Origin of the sequence: Citrifermentans bremense R1 (assembly GCF_000426865.1) — a bacterium.
Lineage (GTDB): Bacteria > Desulfobacterota > Desulfuromonadia > Geobacterales > Geobacteraceae > Geomonas > Geomonas bremensis.
In genome coordinates this window covers 56,033-72,045 of sequence record NZ_AUGE01000011.1, presented here as the reverse complement: position 1 = coordinate 72,045, position 16,013 = coordinate 56,033, and the positions used below count along the sequence as shown (strand labels likewise).

General features: G+C 61.9%; 9 protein-coding genes. 7 read left to right on the top strand and 2 right to left on the bottom strand.

The annotated features are described in order from the left end of the window. Nucleotides 1-15: 15 nt before the first annotated feature. The 5 genes from K419_RS0108955 to K419_RS0108935 all read left to right on the top strand — a co-directional run bounded on the left by K419_RS0108955 (nt 16) and on the right by K419_RS0108935 (nt 7,839). Entirely contained in the window at nt 16-1,734 is a 1,719-nt protein-coding gene (locus tag K419_RS0108955; RefSeq protein ID WP_026841285.1) for a transporter substrate-binding domain-containing protein, read from the top strand. After that, nucleotides 1,724-3,130: a sigma-54-dependent transcriptional regulator gene (locus K419_RS0108950; RefSeq protein ID WP_026841284.1), complete on the top strand. Its 1,407-nt coding sequence runs from the start codon at nt 1,724-1,726 to the stop codon at nt 3,128-3,130. Before K419_RS0108955 ends, K419_RS0108950 begins: the two co-directional genes overlap by 11 nt. 263 nt (nt 3,131-3,393) lie before the next feature. Further along, on the top strand, nt 3,394-4,674 hold the full coding sequence (locus K419_RS0108945; protein ID WP_026841283.1) for a porin: 1,281 nt from the start codon (nt 3,394-3,396) through the stop codon (nt 4,672-4,674). 45 nt (nt 4,675-4,719) lie between these two features. Further along, entirely contained in the window at nt 4,720-6,516 is a 1,797-nt protein-coding gene (locus K419_RS0108940) for a flavocytochrome c (protein WP_026841282.1), read from the top strand. A gap of 126 nt (nt 6,517-6,642) precedes the next feature. After that, complete coding sequence (locus tag K419_RS0108935; protein ID WP_026841281.1) at nt 6,643-7,839, top strand: MFS transporter; 1,197 nt, start codon at nt 6,643-6,645, stop codon at nt 7,837-7,839. Nucleotides 7,840-7,923: 84 nt separating this feature from the next. Here the strand turns inward: K419_RS0108935 and nifJ are convergent, their stop codons facing one another. Next, nucleotides 7,924-11,640: a pyruvate:ferredoxin (flavodoxin) oxidoreductase gene (gene nifJ / locus K419_RS0108930; RefSeq protein ID WP_026841280.1), complete on the bottom strand. Its 3,717-nt coding sequence runs from the start codon at nt 11,638-11,640 to the stop codon at nt 7,924-7,926. 176 nt (nt 11,641-11,816) lie between these two features. Beyond that, nucleotides 11,817-12,743, bottom strand: a complete 927-nt coding sequence (locus K419_RS0108925; protein ID WP_026841279.1) for a LysR family transcriptional regulator — start codon at nt 12,741-12,743, stop codon at nt 11,817-11,819. 526 nt (nt 12,744-13,269) lie between these two features. Between K419_RS0108925 and extH the strand changes: the two genes are divergently transcribed. Continuing rightward, on the top strand, nt 13,270-14,691 hold the full coding sequence (gene extH, locus K419_RS0108920) for a selenite/tellurite reduction operon rhodanese-like protein ExtH (protein WP_026841278.1): 1,422 nt from the start codon (nt 13,270-13,272) through the stop codon (nt 14,689-14,691). Between the two features lie 54 nt (nt 14,692-14,745). Next, nucleotides 14,746-15,948: a selenite/tellurite reduction operon porin ExtI gene (extI, locus tag K419_RS0108915; RefSeq protein ID WP_026841277.1), complete on the top strand. Its 1,203-nt coding sequence runs from the start codon at nt 14,746-14,748 to the stop codon at nt 15,946-15,948. Nucleotides 15,949-16,013 lie beyond the last annotated feature (65 nt).

Below are 16,013 nucleotides of genomic sequence, written 5' to 3'. Positions count from 1 at the left end.
CTGGAGCCGCTTGCCATGTCCATCAAAGCCCTTTTGCTGCTGGCCGCTCTCACCCTCATTGTCTCGTCGGCGCACGCCGGGCCGGCACCCGGCCGCGACCTGAGGGTCATCGTGGTGGGGGGCAACAGCAACTACCCTCCCTACCAGTTCCTGGATCATAACGGCGAACCTCGCGGCTTCATCGTGGACCTGACCCGGGCCATCGCCAGGGTAATGGGGATGCAGATCGAGATCCGGCTTGACGATTTCGGCAAGATTCTCAAGGAGCTCGACAGCGGCGAGGTCGACATTCTGGAAGGGCTCTCGTACTCGGATGCAAGGGCCCGGGAATACGATTTCTCCACCCCCCACTCCATCATAGTTCAGGCCATCTTTGCCCGAAAAGGGACGCCGGCGGTCAAAAGCCTGGAAGAGCTCAAGGGGAAAAAGGTGCTGGTGCATAGCGGCGGCGGCATGCACAGCTACTTGCTGGAAAAGCATTATGATGCGGACCTGGTGCTGACCGGCAGCCCGCGGGACACGCTGCAGCAATTGGCGGCGGGACGCTGCGACTACGCGGTAGTGGCCCTGCTCCCCGCCATGTATATCATCCGCGAAGAGAAGCTTTCGAACCTGGTGCCGGTGGCGACCAACGTGGCGCCGCAGCGGTACTACTGCTACGCGGTGAAAAAGGGCAATGCGGAGTTGGTGGCCCAGATGAACGAAGGGCTCTCCATTCTCAAGAAAACAGGCGAGTTCAACGAGATCTACGACAGGTGGATCGGGGTCTTGGAGCCGCAGCGGACCTCTTGGCTCGACGTGGCCAAGTACGCGGCGCTGGTCGTGATCCCCCTTTCCCTGGTCCTCATGGGAACGGTGCTCTGGTCCTACTCGCTGCGTCGGCAGGTGGCGCAGCGCACCGAGTCGCTCTCCAGCGCCTTGGCCGAACTGCAGAGAAACCAGCAGCAGCTGGTGCAGGCGGACAAGATGGCTGCGCTGGGCATACTGGTCTCCGGGGTGGCTCACGAGATCAACAACCCGACCGGAATCATCCTGATGAACATGCCTACTCTGAAGAAGATTTTCCGCGATGCCGAGCGGATCTTCGACCGTTACCAGGAGGAAGAGGGGGAGCTGACCCTGGGGGGGATCAGGTACAAGCGGGTGCGGCAGGAAGTGCCGCTGATGCTGGACGAGATGCAGGATGGCGCCGAGCGGATCAAGAAGACCGTCGAGGATCTGAAGAACTTCGCCCGCAAGGACGACGAGGCCCGCAAGGAGCTGCTGGATTTCAACCAGGTGGTGCAGACGGCGGTACGCCTGGTGGATGTCGCCACCCGCAAGTTCACCAACGATTTCAGCGTCAGCTATGCAGAAGCGTTGCCTGCCGTGTTCGGCAACGAGCAGAGGCTGGAGCAGGTGGTGGTGAACCTGGTCATGAACGCGGGGCAGGCCCTTCCCGACCCCAGCTGCGCCATCGCGCTTCAGACCAGGTACGACGCGGGGAGCGGCAGGGTGATGCTCACGGTCCGCGACCAGGGGAGCGGGATTTCGCCGGAGCACCTGAAGCACCTCACCGACCCTTTCTTCACCACCAAGCGCGAGAGCGGGGGGACGGGGCTTGGGCTCTCCATCTCCGCCAACATAATCAAGGACCACGGCGGTGATATCGCCTTCGATTCGAGGCTCGGGGAGGGGACCACGGTCACCCTTTCCCTGCCGGCTGCCGTGGCAGGGAGCAAAAATGGACAGTGAGTTCTACCCCTCCTTCCGGGTGCTGCTGGTGGACGACGAACCGGCCTGGCTGCGCTCGCTCTCGCTGGCATTGGAGAGCAGCTCCGGAATCACCAACGTGGAGTACTGCAGCGACAGCCGAAAGGTGCTGGAGATCATAGCGCAGGGGGAGATCGGCCTGGTTCTACTCGACCTGACCATGCCGCATCTCTCCGGGGAGGAGCTGTTGATCCAGATCGCCGAGCGCTTTCCAGCGGTGGCGGTGATTGTGGTCAGCGGCCTGAACCAGGTGGGGAAGGTGGTCAACTGCATGAAGCTCGGCGCCTACGATTACTACGTGAAGACGGACGACGAGGAGAGGATCGTCTGCGGCGTCCAGCGTGCCATCAAGCACCTGGAACTGCAACGCGACAACAAGGAGATGACCCGGCGCTTCGTCTCCTGCGAGCTGCAGCATCCGGAGGCCTTCCGCGCCATCTGCACGGCCGACCGCGCCATGCAGGCCATCTTCGCCTACATCGAGGCGGTGGCCGTAAGCCCCCTCCCGCTCTTGATCACCGGCGAGAGCGGCTGCGGCAAGGAACTCCTGGCCCAGGCCACCCACCGGTTGAGCGGCTGCCGGGGGGACCTGGTGGCGGTCAACGTGGCCGGCCTGGACGACACCGTATTCGCGGACACCCTCTTCGGGCATGTGCGCGGCGCCTTCACCGGCGCGGAAGGGGTCCGCCGCGGCATGATAGAGGCGGCAGCGAACGGAACCCTCTTCCTCGACGAGATAGGGGATCTGAGCATCGCCTCGCAGGTGAAACTCTTGCGGCTGCTCCAGGAGGGGGAGTATTTCCCGCTGGGGAGCGACCAGCCCCGGCGCCTCAAGGCGCGCATCGTGGTGGCGACCCACCAGAACCTGGAGTCCAAGGTCGCCCAAGGGGGCTTCCGGCGCGACCTGTTCTACCGGCTGCGCACCCACCACGTCGAGGTACCGCCGCTGCGCAGCCGAAAGGGGGACATCCCGTACCTGCTCGACCTGTTCCTGGAGCAAGCAGCGCAGATGCTGGACAAGAAGAAGCCGACTCCGCCCCCGGGGCTGGTGCAGCTCCTTTCCACCTACAGCTTCCCGGGAAACGTCAGGGAATTCAAGGCGATGGTGTTCGACGCGGTCAGCACGCACAAGGAGCGCATGCTCTCCATGGACTCCTTTGTAAAGGCGATCAGCGCCGCCGGCGGAGGAGTTGCGGAGCGGGTGCCCGATCAGAACCCGTTTGCGGGCTTCGAGCCTCTCCCGACCTTCGCCAACGCCGCGAACTACCTCCTCGATGAGGCCATGAACCGCTCCGGCGGCAACCAGACACTGGCGGCACGACTGCTGGGCATCTCCCAACCCTCCCTCTGGAAGCGCCTGAAACTCGCCCGCGGCTGAACCCCTATTGCCGGAGTCTATAGCTATAGACTCCGGCAATACCCATCGTAAGTTCCAGTAAATACAACCGTTCCCCGCCCCCGCCGCAAAACCCCAATAGTCTGGGACTATAGCGGTTGTCTGCAGCATCCTCCCTTGTTTTGTCAAATTAGCCCGCAATTACGAGTTGTTATCTCATTTGCCCTGCTTTGGTATCGATCCTGCTCTAATTAAGATCAAAAGCAATCACAGGGCCTGCGCCCTAAAATCCGAAGGAGAGGATCATGAGACAGCATACGGCAGTGGCAATGGCAGGTTTTCTGGCGGTGATGGCGGTTGGGCACGACGTCCAGGCGAAAAGCCTTGAGGACATCCTGAAGGAGAAAGGTGTCATTACCGAGGCGGAGTACAAGGAAGCGTCGAAAGCGAAGCCTTTAGACTACAAGCTGGGCAAGGGTTTCGTTTTCACTTCGCCGGACCAGAAGTTCCAGCTGCAGCTGGGCGGACAGATCCAGGCGCAATACGAACTCGACAACTACGAAGCGGCCAGCAAGCAGGACGTGAGCCAGTTCAACCTGCGGCGTGTCAAGACCCTCCTGAGCGGCTACGCCTTTACCAAGGACCTCACCTACAAGGCGACTTACAACTGGGCCAACGTGGTAAAGGACAACACCAAGGCCATGGAAGAAGTGAACCTGAAGTACCGGGTCGCCGACGAACTGCAGGTCATGCTGGGGCAGGAGAAGATCCAGTATTCCAGGCAGTGGATCACCTCCAACACGGCGCAGCAGTTCGTCGACGGCTCCTTCGTGAGGAACGCCTTCATGCAGGGGTACGATACCGGCATCAACCTGCACGGCGACCTCTGGCAGGGGGTGGTGAAGTACGATGCGGGGCTGTTCGGGGGCGCCGGCCAGAACACCAAGAACAAGACCAACGACAACGCCTACAACTTCAGGCTGGCCTTCAATCCCCTGGGCGACATGAAGTACGGCGAGGGCGACCTGGAGCACTCCGCGAAACCCCTGGTTTCCCTGGGAAGCAGCTACTACCTGAGCACATTGAAAAAGACGGTCTCCGGAACCGGTTCCACGGCGACCTCCGCCATCGACAACAACAATTCCAACTTCGTGACCGACGGCAACGGCTGGCTCGGCACGGCGGTGAAAGGGAAGTATTTCGGGACTGCGGCCGCCGAGAACATCTCGGTGGATTCCTGGGAAGCGGACTTCGCCTGCAAGTGGCTGGGCGCCTCCATGCAGGGTGAGTACTTCTGGGGCAAAGCCCAGGGCGAGGCCTCGGGCAAGGAACTTATCGCGAAGGGCGCCTACGTGCAGGCCGGCTACTTCGTGATTCCGAAGCGCCTGGAGCTTGCGCTCCGTTACGCCTGGATGGATCCGAACCGCCAGCTTGCCAACGACGCCGTTTCCGAGATCCAAGGAGGGGTCAACTACTTCCTGTACGGCAACAACCTGAAGATCCAGGGCGACGTGGGCAACCGCCACACCTACAAGAACAAGTCCGACGACTTGGTGGCGCGCGCCCAGGTGCAGCTCCTCTTCTAGGGCGTGCTCCCGATGACGAGAACCGAGAAATTACAGGAGAGAAAAATGAAATTCAAAAATATGGCAAACGCACTGCTTCTCTCGGCAGCCCTCACGATCGCGGCCTCCGTAGCCTGGGGCGCGGAGGGGTCGAAGAGCGCCTTTCTGGCCGGCATGCACAAGAAAAACGAGGTAGCCTGCGCCGATTGCCACGGGAAATCGCTTGCGGTCGACGACAACGAAACCGCCCTGAACAAGAACTGCAAGGGTTGCCATGGCGGCTTCAAGGATCTGGCTGCCAAGACCAAGGAGCACATCAACCCGCACGCCTCGCACCTGGGGAATACCAACTGCACCGTCTGCCATAAGGGGCATGTAGCCTCCAAGGCGTACTGCAACTACTGCCACAGCTTCGCCATGAAGATCCCCGCCATGGGGAGCGAGAAGGAGTCGAGCGACAAGAAATGGGTGCAGGAAACAACCCGGGAGAAAAAGGACCTGAAATCGGCGCGGATCGAATCGGCCGACGTGGTCGTGATCGGTGCCGGCGGCTCGGGTTACGTCGCTTCCATAAGCGCCCACGATGCAGGGGCCAAGGTCATCCTTTTAGAGAAGATGCCCATAACCGGCGGCAACAGCATGCTGGCCGCCGGCGGGATCAACGCCGCCAGGACCCGGTACCAGGAGAGGCTCGGGATGCACGATGACCCGGCTGAGATGGTGAAGGAGACCATGAAGGGGGGCAAGGACAAGAACGATCCCGAACTGGTGAAGGTGCTTGCCTATAACTCTGCTGACGCCGTGAATTTCCTGGTTTCTCTGGGCGCGGACATGACCGACCTGGTGCGCTCGGGGGGGGTCGCTGTGGACCGCACCCACCGTCCGGTGGGCGGGGCGGCAGTGGGGCCGCACCTGATCAAGGTGTACCGTGAGAATGCAGCCAAGCGCAACCTCGATGTCCGGGTCAACTCCGAGGTGGTGCAGATACTCTCAGACGACAAGGGGCGCGTCACCGGCGTCCAGGTCAGGGGCAAGCACAGCGGGGTCTATACCATCAAGGCCAAGGCGGTGATCGACACGGCAGGCGGCTTTGCCGCGAACAACGAGCTGGTCGGGTTCTACAAGCCTCAGTTCAAGGAGACCGCCTCCTCGAACCAGCCCGGGGCTACCGGCGAGGGGGTCGCCCTGGCGGAAAAGATCGGCGCCAAGGTGATCGACATGGAGCAGATCCAGATCCACCCGACCATGGGAGGGGAGACCAAGGTCCTCATCTCCGAGACGGTGCGCGGCAGCGGGGCCATCCTGGTGAACCATGCCGGCAAGCGCTTCGTGAACGAGCTGACCACCCGCGATAAGGCCTCCGCCGCCATCCTGGCGCAGCCTGAGAAGTCGGCGTTCCTGGTGCTGGGCGAGGATATCCGTAAGAGCAACGTCCAGATAGACGGCTACATCGTCCTCGGCCTGGTGCAGGAGGCCGACAGCGTTGCTGCGCTGGCGGCGAAGATGGGGGTCCCCGCCGACGCTCTGACCGCTACGGTGGACGCCTACAACAAGGCCTTCGCCGCAAAGAAGGACCCTGAATTCCAGCGCCAGGATATCCCCAGGCCGGTCAACGGACCCAAGTACTACGCAATCTGGGTCAAGCCGGGGCGCCACCACACCATGGGCGGCGTGAAGATCAACACCGAGGCCCAGGTGATCGGCAAGGACGGCAAACCGATGACCGGCTTCTACGCGGCGGGTGAAGTCACTGGCGGCGTGCACGGCTGGAACCGCCTGGGCGGCAACGCCATCACGGACACCGTGGTCTTTGGCAGGATCGCCGGCAACAACGCGGCACGCTTCGTCAAGGAAGCAAAGTAAGGTACGACGGTAAAAACGGGCGCCCTGCGTTACGCGATACGCAGGGCGCCAACCCTTGGGGCGCCAGGGCGCTGCCGCCACCTCAGGCGCGGCAGGCTGTCGTCAAGAGGCTATGAGGAACCCGGCATGAAGAACGGAAATCTGTTCAAGTCGCTGTTTCTGATAAATTTTTCCACCAGCCTAGGTTTCGGCATAGCGGACGCCTTCTTCTCCACCTACCTCTTCAGCCTGGGCGGGCGCGGGATCCTGCTGGGGCTGCCGCTGCTTCTTTTCTCCCTCTCCAAAATACTCTTCGGCCCGGTGATGGGCGCCTGCGTGGACCGCTTCGGCCCGAGGGCCGCCGTCACGCTGAGCCTTAGCCTCTACCTGCTGGTTTCACTTGGCTACCTTTTCAGCTCGGATCTGGCGCTCATCACGCTGCTGCGCCTGGTTCAGGGGGTTGCCTGCGCCATGTTCCGGCCGGTGATGCTCTCGCTGGTCGGGGCCGCGAGCTGCACCAAAGGGGAGGGGCGAGCTGCGGGAACCTTCGACATCTCCTTCTACCTGGCCGTCGGGGTGGGGCCGCTTCTGGGGGGGGTGCTGCACGACCGGTGGGGCTTCTACGGCATCTTCTCCTGTCTGGCGCTATTGTGTCTGCTGGCGCTGACGGTGGCGCTGCGGGGCATCCCTCGCGTTTGCGGCACGGCAATCCCCGCCGGAAAGCAAACCGTCCGCGCGGCGCTGCCGGCCGCCCTTGAGGCGGCGCGCCACCGCCCCATGAGAGGGCTCTTGGTCTTCATCTTCGGCCGGGGATGCGGCATATCGCTTCTGGCGGGGTTCCTTCCCATCCTGCTGAACGCGCGGCTTGGTCTCAACGGCACCCAGACCGGCTTGGTGCTCGCCTCCAGTACCCTGGTGATAACCTCTCTTTTGCGTCCGGTCGGCCGGCTCTCGGACCGCCTTCCCCGCAAGTCCCTGGTGCTCCTGGGAGGGGTCTCCGTGTCGCTGCTCTACTTCCTGATTCCTGTGGCGCAGGGGTTCCACCAGGTGCTTATGCTGGGGGGAGGGATCGGGCTTTGCAGTGTGCTCTCCCAGCCTGCCAGCACCGCGCTCCTTTTGGAACAGGGGGAGCGTCACGGGACGGGTCTGGCTGTCGGGATCTTCAACACGTCGCTAAACCTTGGATTCGTGGCTGGACCGCTTCTGGGGGGATGGCTGCAGGACCGTTTCGGGCTCACCGCCGTCTTTTATGCCGCCGGCTGGATTGGCCTGGCGGCGGTGGGGCTCTTCGCCGCCAGTAACGCGGCGTGGGAGAAAAAAAGCTGCATCGGGTCGTCTTGCTGAAATGCTGCGGGAGCGGCTTTCCGCGCGACCGCGCCAGTTACTCGCAGTCGGCAAGCCGCTCCCGCTTGATCACCCAGTCTATCCTCACTCCTTGATCTTCTTGTCGATGCCGGCGCGGCCGTCGTCGCACTCTTCCTCGGGCTGGCCGGGACGGCTGTAGCGGGGGTCGCTGGTGGCGCTGACGCAGACCGGTGACGGCTCCTCGGCGGCTCCTGCCGCGGCGGGAACGTGGTCGTGGCTCCTCCCGCCGTCCTCCGGGACGTCGCCCGCGGTCGGCTGCCAGTCCGCCATCTCCTTCAGCACCCGGAAGCGCTCCAGCGCCTCCTGCTCCATCTGCTGGCGCAATTCGCGCGCGACCTCAGGGTTCTGCTTCTCAAGGGCCTGATAGCGCACCTCCCCGGAGAGGAATTCGGCGAGGGAGCCGTCGGGCTCTTTCGATTCCAGTACAAAGGGGTTCTTCCCTTCCAGCTTCAGAAGCGGGTTGTAGCGGTACAGCGGCCAGTAGCCGCACTTCACCGCCAGCTTGCTCTCTTCGATCGATTTTCCCATCCCCTTCCTGAGCCCCTGGTTGATGCAGGTGGAGTAGGCGATCACCAGCGAAGGCCCGGGGTAGGCTTCCGCCTCGGCGAGCGCCTTCAGGGTCTGGTTCTTGTCGGCGCCTATGGCGATGGAGGCGACATAGACGTAACCGTAGGTCATCGCCATGCGCCCGAGATCCTTCTTGGAGGTCCGCTTCCCTGCAGCGGCGAAACGCGCTATGGCGCCCAACTGGGTGGCCTTGGAGCACTGCCCGCCGGTGTTCGAGTAGAGCTCGGTATCCATCACCAGAAGGTTCACGTCCTCGCCGGTGGAGATGACGTGGTCCAGGCCGCCGAAGCCGATGTCGTAGGCCCAGCCGTCGCCGCCGTAGATCCAGATCGATTTCTTGGTGAAGAGGTCGGCCGACGATAGGATCTGCTGCAGCAACTCGTTGTTCCCCGCTTGCGGAAGGAGCACCTTCAACCGGTCGCCGTGGCGCCGGGAGAGCTCGGGGTCCATCATCCCTTGCAGCCAGCCGGATAATTCCTCATGCAGCTCCCCCTCCGGGAGGCTTTGGACCGCGTGGCGCACCTGGTCGGCCAGGAGCGAGCGCCGCTGCGAGATTGCCATGTGGTAGCCGAAGCCGAACTCGGCCGCGTCCTCGAAGAGTGAGTTGTTCCACGCGGGGCCGTGCCCTTGCGCGTTGGCGCAGTAGGGGGAGACCGGAGCCGAGGCGCCCCAGATGGAGCTGCAGCCGGTGGCATTGGCGACCATCATCCGCTCACCGAAAAGCTGGGTGACGATGCGGGCGTAGGGGGTCTCGCCGCAGCCGGAGCAGGCGCCGGAGAATTCCAAAAGCGGCTGCTGGAACTGGCTCCCGATCACCGAGTTCCGCTTCATCAGCTCACCCTTGGGTGCGAGCGCCTCGGCGAACTTGCGGTTCACCTCCTGCACCTCGGACTGGGTGTCGATTGGCTTCATCACCAAGGCGGAGACCTTGGCCGGGCAGATGTCGGCGCAGTTGCCGCATCCCATGCAGTCCAGGGTGTAGACCTGGATCCGGAAACCGTGCCCCTTGATCTCCTTGGCGTTGGCGGGGATGGTCTCGAAGCTCTCCGGGGCGCCGGAGAGTTCCTGATCGGTGGCGAGGAAAGGGCGGATGGTGGCGTGCGGGCAGATGTAGGAGCATTGGTTGCACTGGATGCAGTTCTCCTTGATCCATTCCGGGACGTTGATGGCGACGCCGCGCTTTTCGAAGCGCGCGGTGGAGAAGGGGAAGACGCCGTCGGGGGAGAAGGCGGAGACCGGGAGATCGTCCCCCTTCTGGCGCAGGATGGGGAACACCATCTCGCGCATGTAGTCGGGCATCTGCTGCGAGAGGCGGAAGTCCAGCCCGCGCTCATCGTCGGCGTCGCGCCACGACTCCGGGTACTCAATCCGCACCAGGCTTTGCACCGCGAGGTCGACCGCGCCCAGGTTCATCTCGACCACCTGATCCCCCTTCCTGCCGTACTCCTTGCGGATGGAATCCTTGAGGAGTTCCACGGCCCGCTCGAAGGGGAGCACCCCGGAGAGCTTGAAGAAGGCGGTCTGCATGATCATGTTGATGCGGCCGCCGAGCCCGGAGGCGGAGGCGATCCGGATCGCGTCCACGTTGTAGAGGCGTACCTTTTTCCGGGCCAGGTCGCGCCGCATGCTGGCCGGCAGGTGCTGCTCCATTTCCTCCACCGTGTTCCAGGGGGAGTTCAAAAGGAAAATCCCCCCCTCCTTGATCCCTTCCAGAAGGTCGTAGATCTGCACGTAGGGGGCTTTTTGGCAGGAGATGAAGTCGGCCGCGTCCACGAGGTAGGTGGACTGGATCGGGCTTTCGCCGAAGCGCAGGTGGGAAACGGTGATCCCTCCGGACTTCTTGGAGTCGTAGGAGAAATAGGCCTGGACGTAGAGTTCGGTATTGTCGCCGATGATCTTGATGGCGGCCTTGTTGGCCCCGACGGTCCCGTCCGCACCCATCCCCCAGAAGCGGCACTGGATGGTCCCCTCCGGCGTGGTTGAGAGGGTCCCCTCAACCGGGAGCGAACTGTTGCTCACGTCGTCGGTGATTCCCACCGTGAAGTGGCGCTTGCCGGGGGAGCCGTTCATGTTGTCGAAGATGCTCTTCACGTGCACCGGACGGAACTCCTTGGAGCCCAGGCCGTAGCGCCCCGCGTAGAGCTCGGGGACGGCGCCGCCTCGCTCCATGAAGGCGGTGCAGACGTCCTGGTAGAGCGGCTCGCCCAAAGACCCCGGCTCCTTGGTGCGGTCGAGCACCGTGATCTTGCAGGCGGACGCAGGTATCGCCGAGAGGAGCGCCTCTGCGTCGAAGGGGCGGTAGAGCCTTACCTTGACGAGCCCCACCTTCTCGCCGGCGCCGTTTAGGTAGCGCACCACCTCTTCGGCCGTCTCGCAGGAGGACCCCATGGTGACCAAGACCCGGTCCGCCTCGGCGTGCCCTATGTAGTCGAATAGGCGGTAGTGCCGGCCGGTCAGCTGCCCCACCTTGTCCATGGTCTGGGTCACCACGGCGGCGAGCGCCTGGTAGAACGGGTTCGCGCGCTCCCTCCCCTGGAAGTAGATGTCAGGGTTTTGCGCCGTGCCGCGCAGCTCCGGGTGCTCCGGGTTCATCGCCTTGGCGCGGAAGGCCGCCAGCTTCTCGCGGTTCAAAAGGCGCGCCATCTCCTCGTACTCGATCACCTCGATCTTCTGCACCTCGTGGGAGGTCCGGAAGCCGTCGAAGAAGTGCAGGAAGGGGATGCTCCCCTCCAGTGCGGCCAGATGCGCGACCAGGGCCAGGTCCATCACCTCCTGCACCGAGGAGGAACAGAGCAGGGCGAAGCCGGTGGGGCGGGCCGCCATCACGTCCTGGTGGTCGCCGAAGATGGAGAGCGCATGGGTTGCGACGGCGCGTGCCGAGACGTGGAACACGCCGGGGAGCTGCTCGCCGGCGATCTTGTACATGTTGGGGAGCATGAGCAAAAGCCCCTGCGATGCGGTGAAGGTGGTGGTGAGGGCGCCCGCCACCAGCGAGCCATGCACCGACCCCGCCGCTCCCGCCTCCGACTGCAGCTCCTTGATGTTCAGCACCTGCCCGAAGACGTTCCTGCGCCCCTCCGCCGCCCATTCGTCCGCGACCTCCCCCATGGTGGAGGAGGGGGTGATCGGGTAGATGGCAGCCGTCTCGCTGAGCGCGTAGGCGACATGCGCCGCCGCGGTGTTGCCGTCCATGGTTTTCCTGTTTCCGCTCATTGCTCGTTCCCCCTTGTCAGAGATGGGTGCACCCGCCTTCGCCCCATCATGGGTAAGCCGGGAGCTCGTTAATAATGAAGTTTAATATCCTATCACGAATTTATTTTAATGGAAGAATGCGACAGGGTCCGGGGGGGCTGCAAAAAGGGAGGGGGAACGTCAGGTTCGGGTCGGGTTCAGGCTGCGGTGGAGAACTGGGAGGGAGGGTTGAGGGAGAAGTGCCGGAAGATCCCCTGGATGAAATCGAGAAGTGCCGGGTCGGGGCTGCAATCGCGCCTGAGCACCAGCCGCCGTGGGCGGGAGGTGTCGAACCCCTGGACCTGGTGCGCGATGAGCTCGCCGCTTTCCAAGGCGGAGGCGACGACGCTGCGCGAGATGAATGTGATCCCGTTGCCGGCCATGACCGCCCTGATGATGAAGGGGATATCGTCAAAAAACACCGTATTGCTGAATTCCGCCGCGTCTCTTCCCAGGGTTTGCATGCTCTTTTCCAGGAAGCGCCGCGCGCAGCAGCCGCTTTTCTTGCAGTAAAGGCGCTGCGAAAGCAGGGTGTCAACCTCCACCAGCGGCGCATCGATGCCGTAGCCCGGGGCGCTGACGAAGACCATCTCATCGTCGGGGAGGGGGTAGGAGTCGAACTCCTGCAGGTTCAGGTCTTCGCAGTACTCGATGAGCACCAGGTCGAAGAGCTTTTCCCTGAGCCCCTTAAGCGCCGCTTCCGGCATCTCGAAGACGAACTCAAGTTCGGTGTCCTGGGCCTTTGTGGCCATGAAACTGGTAAAGATGTCGGGGAGATAGGAGACGCCGAAGGGGGTCGTGCAGCAGAAGGAGATCTTCTTTTTCTGTCTCAAAGCCTGTAGTTCTTGCACGAAGTCCTGTTCCAACCTCAATAACTGGCGCGCTTTATCAATCAGCAGCTCCCCGGCAGTGGTCGGAGTCAGTACTGGGCCGGAACGATCAAGAAGCAGGTGGCCGTAGTGATCTTCGAGTATCTTTATGCGCCGGGAAACCGCGGACTGCGTCACAAAGAGCCTCTCTGCAGCTTTGGAAAAACTGCCGCATTCGGCCGACTCAATAAGAGTCTTGAGGTTTACCAGATCCATCAGGTCTTCTCCCTCCTGAGAGAGTATGCCAAAGCGTCATGGCCTTATGAGTTTGTTTCGTTTGGGTATATTGCAACTAATCCTATAGTATTGCAACACGATTTGTGCGGGTTTCTTTCGGGAGGTCTGCCTTTGCCAAAAGCCCCACTGCAACAGTGAAAAGTTAGCAAAACATAATGTATGCGACATGCGCATAGGGCTATGACAATCTTTCACTTTAGGAAATTGTCATATTCCCGAATGAGATACACAGTCATATCTCAGGAGTGTTATGAAATGCTGTACTTGCAATTCCACTGCAGTTCTAGCCACATGCAACATCTCTCTCAGTGTTTCCCCTGTGACAGTCTTTCCACACCCATTATACAAACATTAGACAACAATAATGAGCTGTAGGCAGGCGCGCTTGACAGTGCGCGAAATGCTTTTAACTTGTAATAAATAATTTGCTTGAACAAATGCTGCGAAAGGAGGGAAAGGTTCAGGGGTTAATTACATGATAGTCACCTAATCCAAAGGAGGTTGTATGTCGGAAAAGATGATGAAGAAGAGCAGGGGAATGTTGGCGGCCCTGTTGGGAATCGCCATAGCGGCCCTTACCATCTGGGGCTGCGGCACTGACAGTTACACCACTCCGTCGCAAGCGATTGTCACCACGAAAACTGCGACTGCTTTAATCACAGCCGGCGATCTTAAAGGCTGGATGGATGCCGGCTTGGTCAACAAGCAAGGCGGCTACGACCGCGTCGTCGTTCTCGACGTGTCCAACAACGAGAGTGACGGGACCAACAAGTACAACACGGTTGGGCATATTCCAGGAGCTCAGCTGATCTCGGCCGGGTCTGCGGCTTTCATGGACAACACACGTGCAGAGGGACCGATGACGGTCGTGGGGAGCATGGTCTGCACCGGCTCCGCCATCGACAGCATCGTCCAGAACGCCGGCATCGACGGCAACACCACCATCGTCCTGACCAACAATGCGGCAGGGTTCGTCAACGTGACCCGTGCCTATACGACCCTCCGTTACTGGGGCTTCCCGAAAGAGCGGCTTAAAGTCCTGCAGGGGGGCAACGCCGCGTGGGCGGCAAGCTATGCCTTGACCACCGCCGTGCCGACCGTCGCCAGGTCGAGCTACGGCGTAGCCCAGAACGGGGCCACCAGGGTGAACACCGACATGAGGGTTTCCCTTTCGGAGATGATCACCTACGTAAAAGCCATCGTTGCCGGCAACACCAACAAGGTGACGCTGGTGGATACGGTGCGCGGCGCATCGAAGGTTTCCTCCACCACCGACCTCTTCGAGGGCACCAAATACACCCCCTTCGACGGTGCCATCAAAGGTTCGTACTCCTACATAGCGACCGCTATGACCTCACCGACCGGCAGCCTCACGTTCAAGGATGCCGCGACGATAAAATCCGACCTGGCCACGGCGTTCGGCACCGGCGGCACGACCGCGATGGGCGCGGCAACCCGCGACGCCACCAAAACCTTCATCGTCTTCTGCCGGGCCGGCAACTACGCCTCGGTGGGCTACTTTGCACTCGACGGCATCGCCTATTACAACAACTCCAATGTCGACGTGAAGTGGTACGACGGCTCGCTCGGTCAGTGGAACCTCCTTGCTCCCAGCACCCTCACCACCGTGGATACCAACGGCGTCCTGGGGGCCGCAGGCGCCAACGTGAACATAGGCGGCAAGCTCAAAGCGGGTTCGATATGGGATACCACGGCGCTCATGGACAACCTGACTTTCAACCTGCTTCGTCCGATCAGCAGCACCGATGCCACCCTGCGCAAGATAGTCGACTACGGGGCGCGTATGTACCCCGTCGAGCCTAGCTTCGCGGACGGCAACCAGATCGAGAGCGCCGACAAGGCCTATCGCAGCAGCGTAAGCGGTGCGACCGGCGGCTCTACCTCCGGCGGCGGTGGCGGCTGTTAGTCCGGGTGCCTGGCCCCTGCCGGGGGCGGACCATAACAAAAAAGGAGTGAATCTATGACCAAAACGTCCAAGATAGCGACCATTCCCTTGCTGGGTTTAGGGATTGCACTCATGGCGGGAACCGCTTTCGCCGGCCCCAAAATGACCTTCGGCCCCAACGACGAAGGCGCCTTGCAGCTCGACTACAAGGGGCAGTTCCAGATGACGCTGCGCGACACCGGCTCCGGTGAGAACAACAGCGACAGCACCATGAACTTCAACTTCCGCAGAAACCGCCTGGCGCTCATGGGTAAATACGGCGACAACATGTCCCTCTACGTCCAGACCGAGTACATCTCCGACGCCAACATCACCCCGTTCGACGTCGCCGACAGCAACCAGGGCTCGGAGTTCCAGCTCTTAGACGCCGTGATGCGCTTCAAGGTCAACGACGCCTTCCGCATCAACGTCGGTAAATTCAAGTACAACCTCTCCCGCGAGAACCTGGAGGCGTGCGAGATGCCGCTCACCCTGGACCGCTCGCTCTTCATCCGCGCCCCCTACACCACCACCCGCGACACCGGGGTGGCGGTCTGGGGCAACCTCTTCGACGACATGTTCCAGTACCGCGTCGATGCCATGGAAGGGCGCAAGGCCGTTTCCGGCGAGACCGCGCCGGCCTCGAACTTCCGCTACTCCGCACGCGCCCACGTCACTCTCCTCGACCCCGAGAACGACTACGGCTACAAGGGGACCTATCTGGGCAAGAAAAAGGTGGCCACCATCGGCGCCGCCTACCAGTTCGAGCCGGAGGTAGCCTACGGCGACACGCTGACGCGGACCGACAAGAAGGATTACAAGGCGTGGACGGTCGACGGCTTCGTCGAGTACCCGCTCGAAGGGATGGGCACCGTCACCGCATCGGCGGCCTACGAAAAGGTCGACCTGGAAGACGCATACCTGGGCGGACCCGGGGCGGACCCCCTGACCTCAGGCATCAACGGCCAGAAGAACGGCTATTACGTGAAGGGTGGTTACATGCTCCCGAACCTGCCGTTGCAGCTCTTCGTCAGGTACGAGAGGTGGCGCTTTGCCGAGTTGAACGGGGTATTCGACCAGAGGATCGACTGGTACGGCGGCGGGTTCAACTACTACCTGCGCGGCCAGAACCTGAAGCTTACCTTCGAGGCAAACTCGACCGGCTTCAACAAGGCCGGGGGGACCGAAACCACCGAAGACTTCATGACCTACATCACGCAGTTGCAGCTTATCTTCTAACGACAGCACCGGCGGTGCCAGCCCTCTTTTCCTGCATCCGGGGATGGGGGGCTGGCACGACCTAA